A 24039-nucleotide genomic window follows, 5' to 3' on the forward strand; every position below is an offset into this window, starting at 1 on the left:
GGAGGGGTGATTATGCGGGACCCGGCGTCCCGGCAAGCGCCGCATCGCCCAAATGCCGAGCGGCCCCGATGAAAGGATTTTCCGCCCATGCTGATGCAAACCCATGAAGCCCGTCTCGACGCCCTGCGCACCGAACTCGAAAAGCGCGGGCTCGACGGCTTCGTCATCCCCATTTCCGACGAGCATATGAGCGAATATGTCGGCTCCTATGCCCAGCGGCTCCACTGGCTGACCGGCTTCGGCGGCAGCGCGGGCAGCGCCGCGGTGCTGAAGGACAAGGCGGCGATGTTCACCGATGGCCGCTACACCGTGCAAGTGCGCGAGCAGGTCGACGGCAAGCTGTTCGATTACGAGGACGTGCCCGCGACCTCGCCCGCGAAATGGCTGGCCGAGCACGCGGGGAAGGGCGCGAAAATAGGCTATGACGCCTGGCTCCATGGCGTCGAATGGGCGGAAGAGGCGACCAAGCTTTTCGCCAAGAAGGGCATTGAGCTGGTGCCGGTCGACGGCAATCCCATCGATGCGGTCTGGGCCGACCGCCCCGAGCCTTCCAAGGCCGTCGCCGTGCCCCATGACGACAAGTTCGCCGGTCGCTCCAGCGCCGACAAGCGCGCCGAGATTGCCGACTGGCTGAAGCAGGAAGGCTATGACGCCACCGTCATCACCGCCCTCGATTCGGTGGCGTGGGTGCTGAACATGCGCGGCAAGGACGTCGACAACACGCCTGTCGCGCTCTCCTACGTGCTCGCCCATGCGGATGGGACCGCGGAGCTCTTCATCGCGCCGGAAAAGGTCACGCCCGAACTCACCCAGCATTTCGGCAACGCCGTGCGTGTGCGCGACCGTGCCGAGTTCGAACCGGCGCTGGCGGATCTCAAGGGCAAGACCATCGCGGTCGATCCCAAGCACGCGGTGGCGGGCATCTTTCACGCACTCGAGCAGGGTGGGGCGACGGTTGTGCGCGATGCCGATCCGGCGGTCCTGCCCAAGGCGATCAAGAACCCGGCCGAACAGCAGGGGCATCGCGATGCGCAGGCGCGCGACGGCGCAGCCATGGTCAAATACCTCCGCTGGATCGAGGAGAACGCTCCTTCCGGCACGATCGACGAACTGACTGCAGCGGCCAAACTGCGCGAATTCCGCGGCCTCAGCCCGGACATGAAGGACTCCAGCTTCGACACCATCAGCGCGGCTGCGCACCATGCGGCCCTGCCGCATTACAAGGTGGACGAGGACAGCAATATCCCGATCCCTCCCTCCAGCATCTATCTGTGCGACAGCGGCGGTCAGTATCCCGACGGCACGACCGACATAACGCGCACCGTATGGGTCGGCCCGGGCGAGCCGACGGCCGAGATGATCGACCGCAACACGCGCGTCCTGAAGGGCCATATCGAGCTCGACCTCGCGCGCTTCCCTGACAAGACCAGCGGCGGCGCGCTCGACGCGCTGGCACGCATGCACCTGTGGCAGGCGGGCGTCGACTATGGTCACGGCACCGGCCACGGCGTCGGCAGCTATCTCTCGGTCCACGAAGGCCCGCAGCGCATCTCCAAGCCCGGCGGCGCCTTCCCCGGCACCGAAACTCCGCTGCAGGAAGGCATGATCCTTTCGAACGAGCCGGGCTATTACAAGCCGGGCGAATTCGGCATCCGGATCGAGAACCTCGTGCTGGTGGTCGATGCCAAGATAGAGGGGAGCGAGGGCAAATACCTCACCTTCGAAACGCTCACCCACGTCCCGCTCGACCGCAGGCTGGTGGACAAGGACCTCCTCACCGCTCGCGAGATCGAGTGGTGGAACAGCTATCACGCGAAGACGCGCGAAATCCTCGCACCGCAGCTCGAAGGCGAGGACCTCGCTTGGCTGACACGCGAATGCGCACCGCTCTGAAGCTGGTTGTAGGATACCGCATGTTCCCGTAATGTTCCGCCGGCGCGAGTCGTTCAGTGAAGGAGCAAGGCAGATGATCGGATACGTTACGGTAGGCACCAACGACCTCGAGCGGGCAGCGAAGTTCTATGACGCGATCGCGGCCGAACTCGGGGTCGGGCGGATGATGGAATTCGAGACCTTCATCGCTTGGGGCGACATGGGCGGCGCGCCCGGCATTGCGGCGACCAAGCCCTTCAATGGCGAGACCGCGACGGTGGGCAACGGCACCATGGTCGCTTTCGAGGCAAAGGACCGCGAACAGGTGCAAAAGCTCCACGAAATCGCGCTCGCGCATGGCGGCAGCGACGAAGGCGAGCCCGGCCCCCGCGGCGAGCCGGACGCGAACGGCATGGTCTTCTACGCCGCCTATTTCCGCGATCCCGATGGCAACAAGCTCAACGCCTTCCTGATGGACAAGGTCGGCTAGGCCGGAGCGCTTGCGCGCGGATGAACGGCGCGCGTGACTCGCGACACTCCGTTACAATTCTCTGTGATCGCGGCATAAAGCTGCGACATTGGATCGGTAGAACCGGTTTCATGAGCTGCGGCGGGATGATCCTGTTTTCCCCCTCCCTCCCGACGGACCGTCGCAGCTCTCCAGACACTTTGGAGACACCGAGATGAAAAAGACCGTTCTTACCCTTTCCGCCGCCGCACTTGCGCTGACGGGCAGTGTTGCCCTCGCGCACAATCATGGCGGCAAGCCTTCGCCCGACGCCGATGGCGACGGCGTGATCACCGCGGCGGAAATGACCGCCCACGCCGCCGAAATGTTCACGAAGATGGACGCCAATGGCGATGGTGTGGTCAACGCCGAAGACCGCGCTGCGCGTCACATGGCGATGTTTGCCAAGGCCGATACGGATGGCGACGGCGAAGTCACGCAGGCCGAGATGAAGGCAATGCACGAAGCGCGCATGGAACGCCGTGAAGAACGCCGCGAGGCTCGCGGCGAAAAGCGCGAGGCCCGCATGGCAGAGCGTTTCGCTAGCGCCGATACCGACAATTCCGGCGGGCTCAGCCAGGACGAGATGCAGGCCATGCACGAAGCGCGCGGCGAGCGCGGTCACCGCGGCCATGAAGGTCGCCGCGGCGGCAAGCGCGGGCATCGCGGCGGTGGCATGCACATGCTCCGCTACGCCGATGCGAATGGCGACAAGGCCGTGACCCGCGCCGAGTTCGACGCCGCGATTGCCCAGCAGTTCGCCAAGACCGACACCAATGGCGACGGTACGGTGACCACGGAAGAAATGGAGGCCCGCCACAAGGTAATGCGCGCCGAAATGCGTGCGCAGCGTGAAGCGCGCGGCCAGTAAGCCGCTTGCGGTTTGCGACCCGGCAACGGTAGGCGCGGCGAGGCAATGAACGACACCGCGCCCACCACACTCCTCCTCGTCGATGACGAGCCGAGCCTGCGCGAACCCCTGGCCGAGTATCTCACCGGCCAGGGGTTCGTCGTGCGCGAGGCCGAGAGCGCGGCGGCTGCGCGCAGCCTGCTCGGCTCCGAAACGCCCGATCTCGTCCTGCTCGATATCATGATGCCGGGCGAGGACGGGCTCTCGCTGTGCCGTCACCTCGTCGAAGCGCGGCACTTGCCCGTCATCCTGCTCACTGCGAAGGGCGAGGCAATGGATCGCATCATCGGGCTGGAGATCGGCGCCGATGATTATGTCACCAAGCCCTTCGAACCGCGCGAACTGGTCGCGCGCATCCGCTCGGTCCTGCGCCGGGCCGACCGCGCGGCCGAAGCGCTAGCCGAGGACATGGCCTATCGTTTCGAGGGCTGGACGCTCGATCCGCTCAAACGCCGCCTGACCGATCCCGAGGGTGCCTTGGTGCCGATCTCGACCGCCGAATTCCGCATGCTGCGCGCCTTTTGCGATCATCCGCGGCAGGTGCTCGACCGGGACCGGTTGCTCGACATGGTGCAGGGCCGCGAGGCGCAATTGTTCGACCGCGCGGTCGACAACCAGGTCAGCCGCCTGCGCCGCAAGATCGAGGCCGACAGCCGTGACCCGCACTTCATCCAGACCGTGCGCGGCGGGGGCTACCGTTTCGGGGCCGATGTGACGCGCGTGCCCACGGACGAAGGATGAGGCGCTTCATCCCCAAGAGCCTGCTCGGACAGGTCACTCTGGCCATCGCGCTGACGCTCTTCCTCGTGCAGGGCGTCAACGGCTACCTCGGCTGGCGGATCGAGAAGCAGCGCGTCGAAACGGCGCTCGTCAACACGCTCAGCCTGCGCCTCGTTGCGTCCCAGCGACTGCGCGAGGCAGGGCCGCTCACCGTGGAATTGCAGCCCGGCCCGCGGCCCGCCCTCGACGAGTCGCGGCGGGAATCGAGACGGGGTCCGCGGCGCGGCGGACGCCGCTTCGCCGGGACCGACTTCACCCGCGCCGACATTTTCGCGACGCTTGCTGGTGACCGGCCACTGCCAGAACTCGAGCAGCGCCTCGCCGAAACGCTTCGCGACAACGGTCGTGAATTCGAGGACATCAGGCTCGTCGAGCGTGCGGTCGCTGACGATCCCGTGGCCCAGCGATTCCTCGAGCGGCTCGCCCGGCGGCGTGGTCTCACCGAGCGCGACCTGCCGCGCACGATCGCGATTGCCGGTGTCCGACAAGATGACGGTTGGGACGTGGTGCGCGCGCCGGTCTACCGCCCGCACGAGCATTTCGGACCCGTATTCCCTCTGGCGCGCGCAGCCTTGCTGACGCTGCTCCTTTCCTTCGTGCTGTGGCTGGTCCTGCGCCGCATCACCGGCCCGCTCGCCAAGCTTACCCGCCAGACCGAGGAATTCGCGCGCAATCCGGGCAAGGGCCGCCCCATGGACGAGGCCGGCCCCGAGGATGTGCGGCGGCTCATCGCGGCGCATAACGCGATGGAAGCGCGGATTGGTGCGATGCTGGATGAAAAGGACGTCATGCTCGGCGCGATCGGGCACGACCTCAAGACCCCGCTGGCCGCACTGCGCGTACGGGTCGAGGGCGTAATCGACGAAGTGGCCCGCGCGCGAATGGTCGACAGTATCGAGGACATTACGCAGACGCTCGACGAGATCCTCGCGCTCGCCCGCGTGGGCAAATCCGACGCGCCGCCCGAGCGCACCGATCTTGCCGCCCTGGCCGCCGGGGTGGTCGAGGAATTCGAGGACACCGGCGAGAGCGTTGCGCTGGAGGCCGCGCGGGTAGTGGCGCCGGTCCACCTGACCTGGCTCAAGCGGGGTTTGCGCAACCTCGTCTCCAACGCGCTGCGCTATGGCGGCGATGCGCGGGTGGTCGTCACGACGGAGGGGTGGGAAGCCGTGCTGCGCGTCGAGGACAACGGCCCAGGCATTCCCGAAGACCGCATCGCCGACATGATGGAGCCCTTCACCCGCGGCGAGGCGAGCCGCAACCGCGCCACAGGCGGGGCGGGACTCGGCCTCACGCTCGCCCGCGCGGTGGCCGAACAGCACGGCGGAAGGCTCGTCCTCGCCAACCGCCCCGAAGGTGGTCTCGTCGCGGAACTGCGTCTGCCGCTCTAGCGCATCAACCCGCCGACGATATTGCGCACGAAGGCGTTGAGGCCGGTGCGGACCGGATCGGCGCGCGATTTCTTGCCCAGCACGGCAGCCACCGCGACCGAACTGAGCGACCCGGCGGCCGCCGTCGCCGCGGCCTTGCCCGCCTTGGTCCACATACTTGTCGTCTTGCGCTCGCGCTTACGCACTTCCTCGCGGCCCTTTGCCTCCACCTCGGCTGCGGTGGCGGCGGCATCGGCGGTCTTGGCGGCGAGCACTTCCTCCGCGCTCTCGCGGTCGACGGTGTCGTCATACTTGCCGTCGAGATCGCTCACCGAATTGATGATCTTGCGCTCCTTCTCGGTCACCGGGCCGAGGCGCGAATGTGGCGGCTTGATCAGCGTGCGCTGCACCACGCCGGGCGCGCCATCCTCGTCGAGCGTGGAGACCAGCGCCTCGCCGACCTTGAGCTGGGTGATCGCCTCTTCGACATCGAGATCGGGATTGATGCGAAAGGTCTCCGCCGCTGCGCGAATCGCCCGCTGGTCGCGCGGGGTGAAGGCGCGCAGCGCGTGCTGAACACGGTTGCCCAGCTGTCCGGCGATCTTTTCGGGAATGTCGATCGGATTCTGCGTCACGAAGAAAACGCCCACACCCTTGGAGCGGATCAGGCGCACGACCTGCTCGACCTTGTCCTCCAGCGCCTCGGGCGCGTCGTCGAAGAGGAGGTGTGCCTCGTCGAAGAAGAACACCAGCTTCGGCTTTTCCGGATCGCCCACCTCGGGCAGCGTTTCGAACAGTTCGGCGAGCAGCCAGAGCAGGAAGGTGGCGTAAAGCTTGGGGCTGCGCATCAGCTTGTCGGCGGCGAGCACGTTGATGATGCCGCGGCCTTGTTCGTCCACGCTAAGAAAATCGTCGATCTCCAGCGCCGGCTCGCCGAAGAACATGTCTGCGCCCTGGCTCTCGAAACTCAGCAACTGGCGCTGGATCGCGCCGACGCTGGCCTTCGAAACATTGCCGTATTTGCCCGAGAGGTCCTTGGCGTTCTCATAGGCGAAGGTCAGCATGGCCTGCAGGTCGCCGAGGTCGAGCAGCAGCAGGTTGTTCTCGTCCGCATAACGGAAGACGATGTTGAGCACGCCTTCCTGCGTTTCGTTGAGGTCCAGCAACCTCGCGAGGAGCAGCGGGCCCATTTCAGAAATCGTCGTGCGGATCGGGAAGCCTTTTTCGCCGTAAAGGTCCCAGAAGACGGCGGCGTTATCGGAATAGGCATAGTCGTCCATGCCCAATTCCTTTGCGCGCCCCTCCAGCTTGTCGGCGTGCTTGAACTGCGGTGATCCGGCCATGGAAATGCCGGCAAGATCGCCCTTCACGTCGGCGACGAACACGGGGACGCCATTCGCGGAAAAGCTCTCCGCGAGGCCCTGCAATGTGACCGTCTTGCCGGTGCCGGTCGCGCCTGCGATCAGCCCGTGGCGATTGGCCTGGTCCAGCCGCAGGTGCTGGTTCTCGCCATCCGCTCCCAGCCCGAGGAAGATTGTGCTCATGCCTTGCCCGTCCCGTGTCTTTCGTGTGTCGTATTCGAGCCGCGATGTGACCTGTCACGCAGGTTAAGGTCAAGCAATCGCTCGACTTGAGCCGCAAGGACTGTAAATGCTTGGGTTCAATGGCGGGCACACCTCCCTTCGTTTTGCTGGACGATGCGCGCAGCAGCGGCGCGGCCGATGCGCTGCTCTATGAAAATCCGCAGCAGGTCTTTGTCGCCCACCGGCCCGAGGATGTGCGCAGCGTGCTGGCAGAGGCCGAGGCGGCGAGGGCGCAAGGCGGCGAGCTTGCCGGCTATATCGCTTACGAAGCAGGCCTTGCGCTGGAGGACCGGCTTGCTTTGCTTGCCGATGCGAAGACGGGTGGGGCGGGGCCGCTGGTCTGGCTCGGCCTGTTCGCCGCGCCGGAGCGGATTGCCGCCGACGCCATGCCCGCTTGGCTATCCGCACGGGCACAAGGGCCCGGCAGCGTCGGCCCGCTCGAACCGCAGCTTTCGCCGGGCGGCTACGAGCAGGCGTTCGAGCGCCTGCAGGAAGCGATCCGCGCGGGCGATATCTACCAGGCGAATTTGACCTTCCCGCTGGCGGGCAATTTCACCGGCGACCCGCTGGGTCTCTACGCGGCGCTGCGACCGGCGGCGCAGGCGGGCTATGGCGGGGTGATCTTCGACGGCTCGCACTGGCTCTTGAGCCTTTCGCCCGAACTGTTCGTGTCGCTGAAAGGAAGCGAGGCCAAGGCCAAGCCGATGAAGGGCACGCGCCCGCGCGCTGCCGATGAAGTCCAGGATAAGGCTCTGGCCGAAGAACTGGCCGGATCGGTCAAGGACAAGGCCGAGAACCTCATGATCGTCGACCTCATGCGCAACGATCTGGCCCGCGTGGCCGAGGCGGGCAGCGTGCGCGTGGACGAACCCTTCGCGATCGAAAGCTATCCCACCGTCCACCAGATGGTGAGCGTGGTGCGCGCGCAGCTGCGCGAAGGGATGGGGGCGACCGACCTTGTGCGCGCGCTGTTCCCCTGCGGGTCGATCACCGGCGCGCCCAAGATCCGCGCGATGGAGCTGATCGACGAGGTCGAGCGCGAGCCGCGTGGTCCCTACTGCGGGGCCATCGGGCGGATCGGCACGGATGGCGATGCAGCCTTCAATGTTGCGATCCGCACGCTGCGCCTGACCGAGATCGAGAACGCGCGCGGCAAGGCCGTGCTGGGCGTGGGCGGAGCAATCGTTGCCGACAGCGAGCCGCGCACCGAATGGCGCGAGGCGCTGCTGAAAGGCTCCTTCGCCAACAAAAGCTCGCCCGAGAACCGCGCGGCGCAATTCGACCTTATCGAGACGATGCGCTTCACGCCCGAGGAGGGCATCCCGCTGCTCGAAAGCCATCTGGCGCGGATGAAGCAAAGCGCCGCCGAATTGGGCTTCAGCTTCGACCGCCACGAGGCGCGCAACCAGATGCACGCCTGCTGCTTCGTGCTCGAAGGCCCCAGCCGCGTGCGCCTGCTCGCCAGCCGCAGCGGCGCGGTGGCACTGGAAGCGGGTCCGATGCCCGAGGCCTGGGGCGAGCCGGCGCAATGCATCGTCCTCCCGCTCCCCGTCGATCCGGGCGACTGGCGCCTGCGCCACAAGACCAGCGACCGCGGCTTTTACGAGGACGGCCAGCGCGTCGCCCACCGTGCCGGGGCGCAAGAGGCGCTGTTCGTGCGCGAGGACGGCCTCCTTACCGAAGGCTGCGTGACCAGTATCTTTGTTGAGCGCGATGGCCTATTGCTCACGCCGCCCGCCACGCTCGGCCTTTTGCCCGGCGTGTATCGCCAGTCGCTCCTCGACGAGGGCAAGGCGCGCGAGGCCGAACTCAACATTGCCGATCTCGAGGACGGTTTCTTCCTCGGAAACGCGCTGCGCGGCCTGATGAAGGCGAAGCTTGCAAAATAGAAAAATAGAGTTCCGTTCGTGCTGAGCTTGTCGAAGCACCGTACTTCCCTATAGCGCTGGTCATGAAAAAGAAGGACGGCCCTTCGACAAGCTCAGGGCGAACGGATTTCAGAATGCAGCCTCTATCAATCATCTTCGAAGACGGCGAAGCGCTCGTCATCGACAAGCCCGCCGGCCTTTCGGTCGATCGCCCCAAGCGTGGCGGCCCCTGCCTCGAAGACCATTTCGAACAGCTGAAACTGGGTTTCCAGCGCCCGCCCGCCGCCGTGCACCGGCTCGACACCGACACCAGCGGCTGCCTGCTGCTGGCGCGCAACCCCAAGGCGCTCAAACGCTTCGCCAAGGCTTTCGAGGACCGGTTGGTCGAGAAGCGCTATCTCGGCGTGCTTGCGGGCATTCCCGAAGGCGAGGAAGGCACGATCGAACTGTCGCTCTCCAAGATCAGCAGCGCGGGGAAAGGCTGGCGGATGATCGCTGCGAAGAAGGGCAAGCCCTCCGTCACCCACTGGCGCAAGCTGATGGATCATGACGGCAAGGCGCTGCTCGAATTCCGGCCCGAAACCGGCCGTACGCACCAGATTCGCATCCATTGCGAGGCTGGCCTCGGCCTCCCGCTGCTGGGTGACCCAGTCTACGGTGCCGGCAAAGGAGCGCCGCGCACTATGCTTCACGCCGCAGGGTTGATGGTCCCGCGCGAGACCAAGCCCGCGATCGAGGCCGCCGCGCCACTGCCGCGCGATTTTGCCGCCCTCGGGTTTTCGGATGGGTAGAATTGCCGACCGGGCGCTGGAGATAGCCGAGGAAAAATTCATCGCCTCCTCCGGCCCGGGCGGGCAGAACGTCAACAAGGTCGCCACTGCCGTGCAGCTGCGCGTCGACGTGTTCCAGCTCGGCATGCCCCCCGATGCCTTCGAACGGCTGAAGGAGATCGCGGGGAGCAAGTTCACCAAGGCGGGCGAGATCGTGCTTACCGCCAACGAATACCGCACGCAGGAACAGAATCGCGAAGCGGCGCGCGAACGGCTGGTCGCGCTGCTGGGCGAGGCGCTGACACCGCCGAAGAAACGCAAGAAGAGCCGGGTCAATCGCGTGGGCAAGGTGAAGCGCCTGAAGGCCAAGAAAGCGCGCGGCGAGGTGAAGGCGACCCGCGGCAAGGTCGATTGGTAGCTTTGCGGCGCTCCTCGCGCTTGACTTTTCCCCGTGAATCACCCAATGGGCGCGCCACACGGCGGTGCAGCTCGCGCCGCCCTTATTATTTCGGCCACGCCCGCCAATGGGTCCGGCCCATCAGAAAGATCTTTAGGAACACGCCATGGCGAAGCCCGCAACCGTCAAGATCAAGCTCGTCTCGACCGCCGACACGGGCTTCTACTACGTGACGAAGAAGAATCCGCGCAACCACACCGAAAAGTTCGTCTTCAAGAAGTACGACCCGGTGGCGCGCAAGCACGTCGAATTCAAGGAAGCCAAGATCAAGTGATCTGGCGGGGCGCCGGCTCGCTCCGGCGCACACCAAGCTGAACGGCGGGAACGCCTTTAGTTCAGTGACAGTTCAATGCTCCGACTATACATCACGGAGCATGAACACCTTGTCTCTCTTCAAGAATCGACCCGTTGCCTCGGCCCTCGCGCTTGCGCTGGCCGTGGGCGTCCCTGCGTCCTTCTACGCAGCCCCTGCCCCCGTCGAAGCGGCCACCGGCGATCTCGACCAGGCGGTCGAGGCCCTGCGTGGCATTTCGACCATGCGCGCCAATTTCGTCCAGACCGATCGTAACGGCCAGGCCGTCTCGGGCGTCATGACCCTGAAGCGTCCTGGAAAGATCCGTTTCGAATACGAAAAGGGCGTGCCGCTCCTCGTCGTCTCGAACGGCAAGTCGATGTATATGATCGACTACGAGGTGAACCAGGTCCAGCGCTGGCCGATCAAGAATTCGCCGCTCGGCGCGCTGCTCGACCCGAGTCGCGACGTCAAAAAATACGGCAAACTCATCCCGACCAGCCATTCTGACGTGGTCAGCATCGAGGTGCGCGATCCCAAGCGTCCGGAATTCGGCGTGATCACGCTGATTTTCGCCCGCGATGCCTCGGCTCCGGGCGGGCTCAGGCTGACCCACTGGGTGGCGCTCGATTCGCAGAATCACCGCACCACCGTGCGCCTTTCGAACAACCGTTATGGCGTGTCGGTGGCTGACAGCGCGTTCACCTTCCGTGACCCGCGTCGTTCGTCTCGTCGCCCGGGATAAACGGCTCGGCGACGAAGCGTTTCGCGATTGCGATTCGCCGAGGCCGAATGTTCATTGAGCAGCAATTTAAACGGGCGTAAAAATAAAGGCATCGAAGCGGTGGGCGGCAATTTCCCCCCTGTTGATTGCTCCGCCCTATAAGCCGCTTCGTCCAAGCGTGACGAACGCTCACAAGGAACCCTCGAGCCAATGCCCCCGGCTCGAGGGTTTTTTGTTGTGGGTTGCGGGTGGACCCTCGCGTCCGCGCGCCCTATCTCCCGCGCCATGGTTTCTGTCGCTACCTGGAATATCAATTCCGTTCGCCTTCGCATGCCCATCGTCGAGCGTTTCCTGAAGGAGATGGCGCCCGACGTGCTCTGCCTGCAGGAGATCAAGTGCCAGGAGCACCAGTTCCCCTACGAGGCGTTCAAGGCGCTCGGCTACGAGCATATCGCGGTGCATGGCCAGAAGGGCTACCACGGCGTCGCCACGGTCAGCCGCGTGCCGATCCGCGAGTTTTCGCGCCATGACTGGCAGGACAATGGCGAGGCGCGCCATGTGGGCGTGGAACTTCCCGAGCATGACGGCATGATCGTCGAGAATGTCTATGTACCTGCAGGCGGCGACGAGCCGAACCGCGAGGTGAACCCCAAGTTCGGCCAGAAACTCGACTTTCTCGAACGCATGACCCGCTGGGCCGACAAGGTCGACCGTCCAACGCTCATCGTCGGCGATTTCAACATCGCACCGCTCGAAAGCGACGTGTGGAACCACAAGCAACTGCTCAAGGTCGTCAGCCACACGCCGATCGAGGTCGAGAGCCTGCAGCGCTTCATGGACGCGCATGGCTGGTCCGATATCGGGCGCGAGCACATCAAGGCGCCCGAACGCTACTACAGCTGGTGGAGTTACCGCGCGAAGGACTGGAAAGCGAACGATCGCGGCCGCCGTCTCGACCATATGTGGGCAAGTCCCGAACTGGCGAAGCAGGCAAGCCGGCACTCGGTCCACGAATACGCCCGCGACTGGGAAAAGCCCTCCGACCACGTGCCGCTGGTGACGGAGTTCGACATCTGAGCGAGCCCGCGCCCTCTCCATCGCGCCGGGCGGCGCTTGCGGTGGACGCGCTGCGCCACGGCTGGCCGCTGGCGATCGAGGGCGCGCCTTTGTTGCAGCCGGTCGAGACCGCGTTCTCCGATGTTTCGGGCGAAGCGATGCTGCTATCGACCACCCGCGCCGCCACGCTGAAACTCGCCAACCAGCGCGAAGCCGCCGTGCCGCGCACGCCCGTGCTGATGCGCGGGGCCGAAACGTTCGACCTGCCCGCCGCGCTGGCGGTGGCCGACCCCGCGCTCGATCTGCAAAGCCCAATGAAGGGGCCGTTCAAGGCGCTGCCGCTTGAATGGGAGGAACAGGCGCGCGCCGCGCTGGAACTCGCACGGATTGCCGGCATTCTCCCGGCCTTTCTCGTCGATCCGCAAGGCGCTGGCGAGGCCGCGTATCTCGCCGCGAGCGATGTTGATGCTTTCACCGACCCGCAGCGCCTGCGCATCGCTTCGCGCGCGAAGCTGCCCGTCGCCGCCGCCGAGGGCGCGCGCATCGTCGCCTTCCGCAGCCCGGACGACACGCGCGAGCACATCGCGCTGGTGATCGGCGAGCAGCGCGCCGATGTCGCCCCGCTGGTGCGGCTCCATTCCGAGTGCCTCACCGGCGACATCCTCGGCAGCCTCAAATGCGATTGCGGCCCGCAGCTCGACGCGGCGCTGCACGCCATGAGCGACGAAGCGGACAAGGGCGGGTGGGGCGTCCTCCTTTATATGCGGCAGGAAGGGCGCGGCATCGGCCTCGTCAACAAGTTGCGCGCCTATCGCTTGCAGGATCAGGGTTTCGACACGGTCGATGCGAACACGCGGCTCGGCCTGCCCGACGAGGCGCGCGATTTTCCCACCGCCGCGCGCATGCTCGCCCTTTTGGGCGTGAAGAAGATCCGCCTGATGACCAACAACCCGGCCAAGGTCGACGCGCTTGTGGCCGAGGGCGTCGACGTATCCGAACGCGTGCCCCACTCGCTGCCCGACAACCCGCACAACGCCCGCTATCTCGCCACCAAGCGCGACCGGGCGGGGCACATCCTTCCATGAGCGCGCTGACCATCCGCCCGGAAAGCCCGGCCGACCACGCGCAGATCGCGGTCGTCACCGAAGCCGCCTTTGCCGAAGTCGAGCACAGCGACGGGAGCGAAGTCGCCATTGTCGAACGCCTGCGCGCTGAGGGTGATCTGGCGCTCTCGCTGGTGGCCGAGGACGGCGAGCGGATCGTGGGCCACGTCGCGGTCTCGCCGGTAAAGATTTCGGACGGGACGACGGGCTGGTTTGGCCTCGGTCCGATCAGCGTGCTGCCGTCCTGCCAGCGCGAAGGGGTGGGGCTGCGCCTCATGCAGCGCGCCATCGCCGATACGCGCAGTCAGGGCGCGCGCGGCATCGTGCTGCTGGGCGAACCGGCCTATTACACGCGCTTCGGCTTCGAGCACGACCCGAAGCTCGCCTATCCCGGCCCGCCAGCGGAGTATTTCCAGAGGTTGGTGCTGGACGGCGATCCGCCCAGCGGGACCGTGACCTACGCGCCTGCCTTCACCTGAAGCCGCTTGCCGATCGCCTGTCCCATGCGGACGGCATCGCCGGCCTTGAGGCTTGCATCCCATTTGACCCTGCCGGGTTCGAACAGCAGCACCACGGTCGAGCCGAGGATGAAACGGCCCATCTCGTCGCCCGCCTTGAAGGCGTGGTTGTCCGCAGAGAACTCCTCGCGCACCAGCCTGGGGTTGTGCGTTTCGACGAGGCCGTTCCACACGGTCTCGATCCCCGCCACGATCATCGCGCCGACCATGATGCTCGCGAAGAGGCCATCGGGTCCGTCGAAGAGGCAGGACAATCGCTCGTTGCGGGCGAAGAGGCCGTCGACATTCTCCGCCGTGACCTGATTCACCGAGAACAGCTCGCCCGGCACATAGGTCGTGCTGCGCAGCGATCCGGCGGCAGGCATATGGACGCGGTGATAGTCGCGCGGGGAGAGGTAGATGGTGGCAAAACTGCCGCCCTCGAACCGCTCCGCCGCCTCCGCATCGCCGCCGAGCAGCTGGGTGGCGGTGAAATGCCGACCCTTGGCCTGGAAAATGCGGTCGTCCTCGATAAGGCCGATCTGGCTGACCGCGCCATCGGCGGGGCTGAGGATATGCGTGGCGCTATCCGCCAGCGGGCGCATTCCGGGCTTCAGTTCGCGGGTGAAGAAATCGTTGAAACTTTTGAACTCCTCCGCCCCGCGCGCGGCCTCGCTCATGTCCACGTCATAGGCCGCGATAAAGCGCCGGATGAGCGTGTTCTTGATGAAGGGCACTTCGGAGGAGGCGATCTTGCCCGCCCCGCGCGAGACGGCGTGGTGGGGCAGGGCGTGCTGGAGCCAGATGAAGGGTGAACTCATGGGAGAGGGCCTTGGACCGAGCCGCGCCTCAGCGCAACTGGCTGTCCTTGCTGCCGCGGCGGTTGATGCCCGATTGGCGCGTGGCGGCGTCTCGGCCCGACTGGCACTGGACGCAGGTCCGCACGCCGGGGAGCGCCTCGCGCCGGCGCTCCGGGATATCTTCGCCACATTCGTCGCAATATTTCGCGCTCTCGCCCCTGGGCATCCGCGCCCGCGCGGCGCTCACCGCGTCGCTGACCGTATCGTCGATCTGGTCCTGAACGGCGCCGTCGCGCGCCCAACCGCCTGCCATGTCATGCTCCTTCCTTCCCCGAACGGGCAAGGGGCGGGCAGCGTTCCTGCGGGAGGCCGGACTAGTCGGAGCTCGGCGGGCGGCCGCGGCGCGGCGCGGGGGTGTGCTTCACCGCGATCCCGCGCGCCTTCAATGCCTCGCGCAGGAGCATCTCGATCTGGGCGTTGGCGCTGCGCAACTCGTCCGCAGCCACGCGCTCGACCGCGGCGTGGACGGCCGGGTCGAGACGCAAGGCGAAGGCTTTCTTCTGCGGCATGGGAGTATCCCGCGCGGGCTCCGGCTCAGTAGAGCGATCCGGCGTTCACCACCGGATGCGCGTCCTTTTCGCCGCACAGCACGACCATCAGGTTGGAGACCATGGCGGCGCGGCGTTCGTCGTCCATCTCGACGATACCGTCCTGCGACAGCTTGGTCAGCGCGTCCTCGACCATGCCGACGGCGCCCAGCACGATCTTGGCGCGCGCCGCGATGATGGCATCGGCCTGCTGGCGCTTGAGCATGGCACTGGCGATTTCGCTCGCATAGGCAAGGTGGGTGAGACCGGCCTCGTCGACCACGACACCGGCCGCCTTCAGGCGGTCGTTGAGTTCCTCGAGCAGCTCGCGATTGACCACGTCGGCGCTGCCGCGGAGTGTCACTTCCTCGCCTTCGAAATCGTCATAGGGATGGCGCGAACCCACCGTCCGCAAGCCCGCCTCGATCTGGATGTTCACGAACTCCTTGTAATCGTCGACGTCGAAGCTCGCCTGCGCCGTGTCGCGCACGCGCCAGACCACGTTGCAGGCGATCTCTATCGGGTTGCCGCGCAGGTCGTTGATCTTCACGCGGTCGGAATGGATATTGTGCGCGCGGGCGCTGATCTTGTTCTTGCCCATCCACGGCCAGACCCAGCGCAGGCCCTCGGTACGCTCCGACCCGCGATATTCGCCGAACAGCGTGATCACCGCGGCCTGGTTCGGCTGGATCATGAAGAAACCGGAGGCGAGGATCAGCACGCCGATAAGCGACACCACGAGCATTCCGACGAAGCCGAGTTTCATCGCCTTGGTCGCGCCATCGCCGGGCGCCATACCGGGGAGGATGAAGGCGAGCGCCGCCACCACGATCACGAGGACAAGCAGCATGACATAGCCGCTGTAGCTGGTCGCCGCGCTTTCGCGGCTTGTCTTCATTCCGGTCAGCTCAACAGACATTGATCGATCCCCTGTAATATAATTATGATATCATACCTATATCGCAGGGCGCTACCGTCAAGCGGACTCGGCTGCGGCTTGTCGGGTCGTGGGTCCGGCCCTAGGTTCAAGTGCTTGATTGAAAAAGGTGTTGCGCATGGGAAATCGGATGTACTGGCTGGCAGGAGTGGCACTTTTGGCCGCGCAACCGGCCCTGTCGCAGCAGCAGGCCAATCCGCAGATCACGGCCTATCAGGGCGGCGTTGATGCGGGCGAAGAGGCCGACACCAGCCGAATCCGGATCACCGCGATGGACATGGCGGTGCGCCTTGCAGGGCCGACGGCGCAGGTCACGCTCGAAATGGAGCTGGCGACCGACAACCGGCAGGACGACGAAGCGCGCCTGTCGCTGCTCCTGCCCGAAGGTGCGGTGGTGACGGGCTACGCGCTGTCGGTCGACGGACGGATGATCCCCGGCTCGCTGCTCGAACAGACGCGGGCGCGCGAAGTCTATGAGGACGAGGTGCGCGGGCGGATCGATCCCGGTCTCGCCGAAGTTACCGGAAACCGGTTCGACACGCGCATTTACCCCCTCACCAAGGGCAAGCCGCGGCGCATCCGCCTCAGCTTCGTAACCGCGCTCGATCCCGATCGCGGACTCCACCTGCCACTGCTCGCCACGCAGGACGTCGGGCTGGCGACCGTGCGGATCGAGGCGGCCGGCTATGCGCAGCCGCCCGAGGCACGGTTCGACGGCGACAGCTTGCGCTTCGAGCGGCAGGGCGACGGCTACACGGCGCGCATCGAACGGCAGGGCTTCCGCCTCGACGAGGGGTTCTACATCGCCGCCGGACGCCATGCCGGTGCGGTGCTGGCCGTGCACGAGACGGGCGAGGCGTTTCTCGCGTTGACGCTGGACGACTTGCCCGAGGGAAGAGCGATCCAGCCGGAAGGGCGCTTGCGAATTTACTGGGACCGCTCGCTCTCGCGCCGCGACGATTTGCTCGAACAGGAAATCGCGATGATCGAAGCGCTGGTCGAGCGGACCCGCCCCTCTGCCATCGATATCGTCAGCTTCGCCTCGGACGAGCCGGTCGTCAACTCGCTCACCGACACACGCGCGCTGCGCGGGGTGCTTGAGGCGCAGACCTATCGCGGCGCGACCTCCCTTGCCGGTCTGACCGATCTCGAACTGGAGCAAGCGAGCCAGTGCCTCTTGTTCACCGATGGTGAGGCCACGGTCGATTTCGCGACCGCATTTACGCCCGACTGCCCGACCGCGCTGGTATCTTCGTCGCGCAGCGCAGACAGCGCGCGGCTCGATGCGCTTGCCGCAGCGTCTGGCGGAGAGGTGGTTCGGCTGACGGCTGAGAATGCGGACCAGCTGGCCGCGCGGCTATCGCAGGGGATGGCTTCGGTCACGGCCCTGCGCGACGACGAGGGCGAAGAGGTATCTTTCCGCCAGCTCGCTGCCTCCGCCGGGGAACTGGCGCTGGTCGCTCCTGCCGGAGCTTCAGCGTTCTGGGATGTGACCTATCGCAGCGGCGACGGAGCAAGCGCCACGCGCCGCATCGGCCGGCCACGCGGTGATGCCATTGCCTCGGACGGTCCGGGCGCGCTGTGGGCATAGCAACAGGTCGCCGCCCTCGCCATGCGGCCCGAATTGCACGAGCAGAAGCTCGCCATGGCACGCCGTTACAAGGTCGCGGGTTCGGGGCTGGCCTTTCTCGTACTGGAAAGCCCCGAGCAATATATCGAGGCCGAGATCGCTGCGCCGGATGCGTTCGGGGCCGAGTGGCAGGCCGAGTATCGCCAGCAGCTCGACGCGCATGTCGAGGACCAGAAGCAGCGCGAGGCTGGTCATCGCAACGAGGTTCGCGAGCGGTGGGAAGATCGCGTGGACTGGTGGACTACGGAATTCTTCGCACGCGAGACGCCTCCGCCAGCCAGGCCTCAGGATGCCGCTGATGAGGCGCAAGGAGGGGTGATCATCGTCACCGGAGCGCGCAGACAAAGCGACAGCTCCTTCGACACGCCGGCCGCCGTGACGGTGGAAGCGGCCGAGGAGATGCCTGCCGAGCGGCAGAGCAGGCTCACTATGGCGGGCGAGCTGTCCGACCAGCCCTATTTCACCCTGCTCGACCAAGCGCAGGACCCGCTTGCCGAACTGGACCGGCTGGAAGCGGAGTATGGCGCGCTCCCCGCTTTCTATCTCGATGCGGCCGAGTGTTTCCGCCTGAAAGGCGACACGCACACCGCGGCGGCGCTGAGCCTGTCGGCGCTCGACACGCCCGATGCCAATGACGAGACGGCGCAGATCGTCGCTTTCCGGCTCGAACGCGATGGGCAGTACGACCGCGCCATTGCGCTGCTCGAGCGTTACGCGGCCCGCGCGCCACATCGCCCGCAGCCCAAGCGCCAGCTGGCGCTGGCCTTGGCGGCGCGCGGGCAGGCGACTGCGGGGGAGGCCGGTCTGGCCGATCTCGAACGTGCCTTCGCCCTGCTCACCGAAGTGGCTCTCAAGCCTTTCGAAGGCGCCTATGACGGGATCGAGGTCATTGCCCTGATGGAGGCCAACGCGCTCATCCCGCTGATCGAGGAGCGCGGTGGCAGCTGGGTTCTCGACGAAGATCTGGTGGCGCTGCTCGACACCGACATGCGCGTGGTGATCGAATGGACCGCGCCCGACGCCGATATCGACCTGTGGGTGGACGAGCCCAATGGCGAGCGGGTGATGTACAGCTACCGGCTGAGCAGCGGCGGCGGGACGATCTCGAACGACATAACGCAAGGCTTCGGGCCGGAGGAATATCTCGACCGGGTGGCACAGGAAGGCACGTACGAAGTGCGCGCGAACGGCTTCCGGGCGGACCGCATCAATCCCAACGGCGCGGGCCATGTGCTGGTGCGGCTGTGGCGCGGCTTCGCGAGGCGTTCGGCCGAGGCGGCGCTGGTCGATGTCGACGTGACGTTCCAGCGCGGGCCGGATCGCAACCAGAGCGGCAACACGCGGCCTGTCGCCATGATCGAGTTCGGCAAGGAGTAGGGCCTCCGGGTCCGGGCCTCAGTTCTCCGCGATGCAGCGCAGGAAGCGTTTCCCATAGGCTTCGAGCTTCTTGCCGCCGACCCCACCGACGCGGCCCATCGCTTCCATGCTGGCAGGGCGGGTCTCGGCCATTTCGCGCAGGGTGCTGTCATGGAAGATGACATAGGGCGGGACCTGCGCCTCGCTGGCGAGGTCTCGGCGCAGTTCGCGCAAGGCTTCGAACAGCGGATCGCCGACGGGGTTGGCCTCGTCGCTGCCGCGCCGGCCCCGACGCTGGCGTTTGGGCGGGACGACGATGGCGACCTCGCGTTCGCCTTTGAGGATTTCGCGCGCGCTACCGCCCAATGCCAGCCCGCCGTGCTCGGTCGGCACGAGATCGCCGCGTGCCTGCAGCGCCCGGCCGAGCGGCTGGAGCAGGCGCGCCTCCTCGCCCTCGACGATGCCGTAGACGCTCAGCCGGTCATGGCCGCGCTGGCGCACGCGGTCGTCCTCGGTGCCGGTGAGGACCTTCTGCAAGTGGCCCATGCCGAAGCTCTGGCCGGTGCGATAGACAGCCGAAAGGAGCTTGCGCGCCAGTTCGGTGACTTCGGTGACAGCGGGCGCGTCGAGGCAATTGTCGCAATTGCCGCAGGTTTCCGGCGGGTCCTCGCCGAAATGGCGCAGCAGCACGGCGCGGCGGCATTGCGGCGTTTCGACCAAACCGGCCAGCGCATCCAGCCGGGCGCGCTCGGCGCTGCGGCGGTCCTCGTCCACTTCGGCCAGCCGCGACCGGGCCGTGGCGAAATCGCCCGCGCCCCAGTACATCGTGGCGGCGGAAGGATCGCCGTCCCGGCCTGCGCGGCCCGTCTCCTGGTAATAAGCCTCGATCGACTTGGGCACGCCGACATGGGCGACGAAGCGCACATCGGGCTTGTCGATGCCCATGCCGAAAGCCACCGTTGCCACGATCACCATGTCCTCGCTCGCGACGAAGGCGGCCTGGTTGGCGGCGCGCGTCTCGGGGTCGAGACCGGCGTGATAGGGCAGCACTTTCCGACCCGTCTCGCGCGCCAGCTTATCGGCGAGGTCCTCCACTTTGCGGCGGGTCTGGGCGTAAACGATGCCGGGCCCCGGGCGCTCCGCCATGAGGTTCGCAATCTGGCGCACCGGGTTGTCGCGGTGGCGGATGGCGTAGCGGATGTTGGGCCGGTCGAAGCCCGCCAGCACCAGCCCGTCCTCCGGAATGCCCAGCTGCGCGAGCACATCGCCCCTCGTCTGCCGGTCCGCTGTCGCGGTCAGCGCGAGGCGTGGGACCTCGGGAAAGGCGTCCATCAGCGGGCGCAGCATCCGGTAGTCGGGCCGGAAATCGTGGCCCCATTCCGACACGCAATGCGCTTCGTCCACGGCGAACAGCGCAATCGGCGAGGAGGCGAGGAAATCGCGGAAAGCCGGCTGGCTCGCGCGTTCCGGCGCGACGTAAAGCAGGTCGAGTTCGCCCGCACGATAGGCGTCCTGCGTCTCGCGCCAGTCGGCATCGGCGCTGGTCAGGGTGGCGGCGCGAATGCCGTTTGCCCGCGCGCTCCTGAGCTGGTCGTGCATCAGCGCGATCAGCGGACTGATGACGATGCAGCATCCTTGCAACATGGTGGCCGGAAGCTGGTAGGTCAGCGACTTGCCCGCCCCCGTCGGCATCACGGCAAGGCTCGAATGCCCCGCCAGCGTGCGCTCGATCACCTTGGCCTGCCGCCCGCGGAAATCGTCGAAGCCGAAGGTGGCGCGCAGGGCCTCGCGGGCGTGATCCAGACTGGCGACCATTCGCCCCTGTTGCCACACGGCGCGCTGCGCGCAACCGCTGGCTTCGCATTTTCCCTTGGCGAAGTGGCGAACAAGCGATTAACCACCCCGCCACAAAGTTTTTTCAAGGAGACATCCATGAAGTTCCGTATCGCTGCCGTTGCAGCCACCAGCCTTGCCCTTGCCGCCTGCGGCAGCGCGGACGACGCTTCGACCGAAGCCGAAGCCGAGACCGTCGAAGTCGCCGCCGACGAAGCGATGACCCCGATCGAGGAAGAGCCGGTCGCCGATCCGGCCGCCTCTCTCGAACCGGCCGAAACCGCGCCTAGCGCTGCCGAAGCCGCCTCGGTCGAGGAGGCCGGCGACAGCGCCGCCGCCACCGCCGAAGCGGCGATGGACGCGATGGGCGAAGATCCGGCCGAATAAGCGGATCCGAAATAAGGGGGGCGGGCGGGAGTTAAGGGCTCCGCCCGCCCTTTTCCGTAGCGGCTTTGTCGCAAACCTTTCTGGGAGATAGCATCGCGCCATGAAGCGACTCGTCCTGCTGCCCGCGCTGGCCCCGGCTTTTGTCCTCGCCGCCTGCAATTCCTCGACCGAAGGCGCCGATCCCGGTGCCGTGACGCAGGAAGAAGCCGAAGCGCTGGAGGACGCCGCCTCCATGCTCGACGAGCAGCGCCTGCCCGAGGAAACATCCGCGCCCGAAACAGAGCCGACACCGCAAGGGGGAGAGACCGAGTGAGCACGCCCAATCCCGGAATGGACCAGGACACTTTCGACCAGTTCCTCGACCAGCTCGAACGCTACGTCCGCGAACGGCTGATCCCGGCCGAAAAGCAGGTGATCGAGGAGGACAAGGTCCCCGATGACATCCTTGCCGAGATGAAGGACATGGGGCTTTTCGGCCTGACCGTTCCCGAAGAATACGGCGGCGCGGGGCTCAACATCACGCAATATGCCAAGGTCGTGCAGACCATGGCCTATGCCGCGCCCGCCTATCGTTCGATCTTCTCGATCAATGTCGGCATGTTCAATTCCGCGATCAAGAACGGCGGGACCGAGGCGCAGAAGGCCGAGTGGTGGCCGCGCATCGCAGGCGGCGAGATCGCCTGCTTCGGCCTCACCGAGCCGGGCAGCGGAAGCGACAGCGCGGCCATGCAGACCTTCGCGAAGCCCGATCCGGACGGGAACGGCTGGATCCTCAACGGCACCAAGCGCTACATCACCAACGCGCCGCATGCCGACGTCGCCCTGATCATGGCGCGCACCGAAAAGGATGCGCTGCCCAAGAACGCGCATGTCAGCGCCTTCATCGTGCCGATGGATACGCCGGGTGTATCGACCGGAAGCCCGGACAAGAAGATGGGCCAGTCGGGCAGCCATATCTCCGACGTCATGCTCGACGATGTGCATGTGCCGGGCGAGGCGCTGCTCGGCGGCGAGACGGGGCAGGGCTTCCGCTTTGCGATGATGAGCCTCGACAACGGCCGTATTTCGGTCGGCGCGGCGAGCGCGGGCTATGCGCGGCGCGCACTCGACAGCGCGATCAAATATGCGAACGAGCGGCAGGCCTTCGGCGAACCGATCGCCAATTTCCAGCTGATCCAGCAGATGCTCGCCGAAAGCTGGACCGAGATTTACGCCGCCGAGGCGATGATGGCCGATGTCACCGCCCGCGTCGATCGCGGCGAGGACACGGTGAAGCACGCCGCCGCCTTCAAGGTGTTTGCATCCGAAATGTGCGGCCGCGTGGTCGACCGCGTGGTGCAGATCTATGGCGGCGCGGGCTATCTGGCCGAATATGATGCTGAGCGCTTCTTCCGCGATGCGCGCATCTACCGCATCTACGAAGGCACGACGCAGATCCTGCAATTGCAGATCGCCAAGCGGATGCTGCGCGAATACGCGGCGGGTGTCTGAGGGGTGTACACGCTCCTCGAAGACCTGAGCATCATCGAAGCTTCCAGCTTCGTCGCTTCGCCCACGGCCGGGCTTTATTGCGCGCAGATGGGCGCGGAGGTGATCCGCGTCGATCACAAGGAAGGCGGTCTCGATTACGACCGCTACATGCTGACCAAGGAAGGGCGTTCGCTCAGCTGGGAGAACCTCAACCGGGCGAAGAAATCGGTCGCGCTGGATTTGCGCAGCGGCGAGGGGCGCGAGCTGCTGGTGGAATTGTCGGCCAGGACCGGCAACCTCATCACGAATCTGCCGGAAAAGAGTTTCCTTTCGCATCAGGCGGTGGCGGCAAACTGCCCCGACCTCGTCAGCATGCGCATCATGGGCTGGCATGACGGGCGGCAGGCGATGGACTTCACGGTCAACGCGGCGAGCGGCTATCCACTCATGTGCGGTCCGGAGGATTGGGACGAGGCGACCGCGCCGCCGGTCAACCAGGTCCTGCCCGCATGGGATTTCATCACCGGCGCCTATTGCGCCTTCGCGCTCATCGCTGCGATCCGCCATCGCGACCACACGGGCGAGGGCAGCGAACTGCGCGTGCCGCTGGGCGATGTCGCCATCGGTACGGTCGCCAACAGCGGAGCGATGGCCGAAATGCTCTATCGCGGCGGGGACAGGGAGCGGCTGGGCAACGCGATCTGGGGCGCGTTCGGACGCGATTTTCGGACCAAGGACGGGGTGCGCTTCATGGTGGCTGCCCTGACCGCTAAGCAGTGGAAAGGCCTCGTCGACGCTTTCGGTGTGGAGCAGGCCATTGCGAAGCTCGAGGCTGAAACCGGAGTGCTGTTTGCCGATGGCGACGACCCGCGTTTCAAGCATCGCCACGCGCTTTTCGCCATCTTCCAGAACGTGGCGTCGAGCCACGACTGGGAGGCGCTCGAGACGCGGATGGCGGAGGAAGGCTGCACCTTCGAACGCTATCGCACCATGCACGAGGCGGCGAACGATCCGGTGCTGGTAGCAGAAAACCCGCTGTTTACGCGCACGAGCGCTAACCCCTCCGGCTTCGAATATCCGGCCACGCGCAGCTTCGCCAATATTCCGGGACGCGAGGCCGGTGGTCCGGCCCCTGCACCTTATCTCGGGCAGCATACGGAGGAAGTGCTCTCGGAGCGCCTCGGCCTTTCATCGGGCGCAATTGGCACACTCGTTGACCGCGATATCGCCCGCCTTTCCGACGCTTGAT

23 protein-coding genes and 2 pseudogenes are annotated in these 24039 nt (G+C 66.1%); 19 read left to right on the top strand and 6 right to left on the bottom strand.

Annotated features, from left to right (window positions below):
• Nucleotides 1-87 precede the first annotated feature (87 nt).
• The 5 genes from K3148_RS06735 to K3148_RS06755 all read left to right on the top strand — a co-directional run bounded on the left by K3148_RS06735 (nt 88) and on the right by K3148_RS06755 (nt 5461).
• Nucleotides 88-1893 carry an aminopeptidase P family protein gene (locus K3148_RS06735; RefSeq protein WP_221426528.1) on the top strand — a complete coding sequence of 602 codons (1806 nt, stop codon included), beginning with the start codon at nt 88-90 and terminating at the stop codon, nt 1891-1893.
• Between the two features lie 73 nt (nt 1894-1966).
• Nucleotides 1967-2362 (top strand): VOC family protein, encoded by a 396-nt coding sequence (locus tag K3148_RS06740; protein WP_221426529.1) that lies wholly within the window; start codon nt 1967-1969, stop codon nt 2360-2362.
• A 193-nt stretch (nt 2363-2555) separates the two neighbouring features.
• Nucleotides 2556-3251, top strand: a complete 696-nt coding sequence (locus K3148_RS06745) for an EF-hand domain-containing protein (RefSeq protein ID WP_221426643.1) — start codon at nt 2556-2558, stop codon at nt 3249-3251.
• Nucleotides 3252-3296: 45 nt separating this feature from the next.
• Nucleotides 3297-4031: a response regulator gene (locus tag K3148_RS06750; RefSeq protein ID WP_221426530.1), complete on the top strand. Its 735-nt coding sequence runs from the start codon at nt 3297-3299 to the stop codon at nt 4029-4031.
• Nucleotides 4028-5461: a sensor histidine kinase gene (locus K3148_RS06755; protein WP_221426531.1), complete on the top strand. Its 1434-nt coding sequence runs from the start codon at nt 4028-4030 to the stop codon at nt 5459-5461. The genes K3148_RS06750 and K3148_RS06755 overlap by 4 nt, the downstream gene beginning before the upstream one ends.
• Here the strand turns inward: K3148_RS06755 and K3148_RS06760 are convergent.
• Nucleotides 5458-6999: pseudogene (locus tag K3148_RS06760) on the bottom strand (helicase HerA-like domain-containing protein); the annotation flags it as partial. The gene K3148_RS06755 and the pseudogene K3148_RS06760 sit on opposite strands and share 4 nt — an antisense overlap.
• 104 nt (nt 7000-7103) lie before the next feature.
• Between K3148_RS06760 and pabB the strand changes: the two are divergent.
• The 8 genes from pabB (at nt 7104) to K3148_RS06800 (ending at nt 13772) form a co-directional block, all read left to right on the top strand.
• Complete coding sequence (gene pabB, locus K3148_RS06765; protein WP_221426533.1) at nt 7104-8912, top strand: aminodeoxychorismate synthase component I; 1809 nt, start codon at nt 7104-7106, stop codon at nt 8910-8912.
• A gap of 113 nt (nt 8913-9025) precedes the next feature.
• Complete coding sequence (locus K3148_RS06770) at nt 9026-9682, top strand: RluA family pseudouridine synthase (RefSeq protein ID WP_221426534.1); 657 nt, start codon at nt 9026-9028, stop codon at nt 9680-9682.
• Nucleotides 9675-10079, top strand: coding sequence for an alternative ribosome rescue aminoacyl-tRNA hydrolase ArfB (gene arfB / locus K3148_RS06775; protein WP_221426535.1), 405 nt, complete (start codon nt 9675-9677; stop codon nt 10077-10079). The genes K3148_RS06770 and arfB overlap by 8 nt, the downstream gene beginning before the upstream one ends.
• A 145-nt stretch (nt 10080-10224) precedes the next feature.
• Nucleotides 10225-10392 carry a 50S ribosomal protein L33 gene (gene rpmG, locus K3148_RS06780; protein WP_006832561.1) on the top strand — a complete coding sequence of 56 codons (168 nt, stop codon included), beginning with the start codon at nt 10225-10227 and terminating at the stop codon, nt 10390-10392.
• Between the two features lie 100 nt (nt 10393-10492).
• Nucleotides 10493-11155, top strand: a complete 663-nt coding sequence (locus tag K3148_RS06785) for a LolA family protein (protein ID WP_221426536.1) — start codon at nt 10493-10495, stop codon at nt 11153-11155.
• 264 nt (nt 11156-11419) lie between these two features.
• Nucleotides 11420-12211 (top strand): exodeoxyribonuclease III, encoded by a 792-nt coding sequence (xth, locus tag K3148_RS06790; RefSeq protein ID WP_221426537.1) that lies wholly within the window; start codon nt 11420-11422, stop codon nt 12209-12211.
• 41 nt (nt 12212-12252) lie between these two features.
• A complete protein-coding gene (gene ribA, locus K3148_RS06795) occupies nt 12253-13275 on the top strand; it encodes a GTP cyclohydrolase II (protein WP_221426538.1) in 1023 nt (340 codons plus the stop codon).
• Nucleotides 13272-13772: a GNAT family N-acetyltransferase gene (locus K3148_RS06800; RefSeq protein WP_221426539.1), complete on the top strand. Its 501-nt coding sequence runs from the start codon at nt 13272-13274 to the stop codon at nt 13770-13772. Before ribA ends, K3148_RS06800 begins: the two co-directional genes overlap by 4 nt.
• On the opposite strand, the gene asd is transcribed toward K3148_RS06800, so the two are convergent.
• From asd to K3148_RS06820, 4 genes and pseudogenes are all read right to left on the bottom strand, one after another.
• Nucleotides 13751-14611 carry an archaetidylserine decarboxylase gene (gene asd, locus K3148_RS06805; RefSeq protein ID WP_221426540.1) on the bottom strand — a complete coding sequence of 287 codons (861 nt, stop codon included), beginning with the start codon at nt 14609-14611 and terminating at the stop codon, nt 13751-13753. The genes K3148_RS06800 and asd overlap by 22 nt on opposite strands.
• Nucleotides 14612-14639: 28 nt before the next feature.
• Nucleotides 14640-14903 (bottom strand): DksA/TraR family C4-type zinc finger protein, encoded by a 264-nt coding sequence (locus K3148_RS06810; RefSeq protein ID WP_221426541.1) that lies wholly within the window; start codon nt 14901-14903, stop codon nt 14640-14642.
• Between the two features lie 61 nt (nt 14904-14964).
• A pseudogene (locus tag K3148_RS06815) lies at nt 14965-15168 on the bottom strand (type II toxin-antitoxin system antitoxin); the annotation flags it as partial.
• A gap of 16 nt (nt 15169-15184) precedes the next feature.
• Nucleotides 15185-16075, bottom strand: coding sequence for an SPFH domain-containing protein (locus K3148_RS06820; protein ID WP_221426543.1), 891 nt, complete (start codon nt 16073-16075; stop codon nt 15185-15187).
• 157 nt (nt 16076-16232) lie between these two features.
• Here K3148_RS06820 and K3148_RS06825 point away from each other — a divergent pair, with 157 nt between their 5' ends.
• Both K3148_RS06825 and K3148_RS06830 read left to right on the top strand, forming a co-directional pair.
• Nucleotides 16233-17705: a VIT domain-containing protein gene (locus tag K3148_RS06825; protein WP_221426544.1), complete on the top strand. Its 1473-nt coding sequence runs from the start codon at nt 16233-16235 to the stop codon at nt 17703-17705.
• Between the two features lie 54 nt (nt 17706-17759).
• Nucleotides 17760-19121: a hypothetical protein gene (locus K3148_RS06830; RefSeq protein ID WP_221426545.1), complete on the top strand. Its 1362-nt coding sequence runs from the start codon at nt 17760-17762 to the stop codon at nt 19119-19121.
• 18 nt (nt 19122-19139) lie between these two features.
• On the opposite strand, the gene recQ is transcribed toward K3148_RS06830, so the two are convergent.
• Nucleotides 19140-20915 (bottom strand): DNA helicase RecQ, encoded by a 1776-nt coding sequence (gene recQ, locus K3148_RS06835; protein ID WP_221426546.1) that lies wholly within the window; start codon nt 20913-20915, stop codon nt 19140-19142.
• A 117-nt stretch (nt 20916-21032) separates the two neighbouring features.
• Between recQ and K3148_RS06840 the strand changes: the two genes are divergently transcribed.
• The 4 genes from K3148_RS06840 (at nt 21033) to K3148_RS06855 (ending at nt 24038) form a co-directional block, all read left to right on the top strand.
• Nucleotides 21033-21320, top strand: a complete 288-nt coding sequence (locus K3148_RS06840; protein ID WP_221426547.1) for a hypothetical protein — start codon at nt 21033-21035, stop codon at nt 21318-21320.
• A gap of 100 nt (nt 21321-21420) precedes the next feature.
• Nucleotides 21421-21633: a hypothetical protein gene (locus K3148_RS06845; RefSeq protein WP_221426548.1), complete on the top strand. Its 213-nt coding sequence runs from the start codon at nt 21421-21423 to the stop codon at nt 21631-21633.
• A gap of 17 nt (nt 21634-21650) precedes the next feature.
• Nucleotides 21651-22811: an acyl-CoA dehydrogenase family protein gene (locus K3148_RS06850; protein WP_221426644.1), complete on the top strand. Its 1161-nt coding sequence runs from the start codon at nt 21651-21653 to the stop codon at nt 22809-22811.
• A gap of 3 nt (nt 22812-22814) precedes the next feature.
• On the top strand, nt 22815-24038 hold the full coding sequence (locus K3148_RS06855) for a CoA transferase (RefSeq protein ID WP_221426549.1): 1224 nt from the start codon (nt 22815-22817) through the stop codon (nt 24036-24038).
• The last annotated feature ends 1 nt before the right edge of the window (nt 24039 follow it).

Origin of the sequence: Qipengyuania aurantiaca (assembly GCF_019711375.1) — a bacterium.
Classification (GTDB): domain Bacteria; phylum Pseudomonadota; class Alphaproteobacteria; order Sphingomonadales; family Sphingomonadaceae; genus Qipengyuania; species Qipengyuania aurantiaca.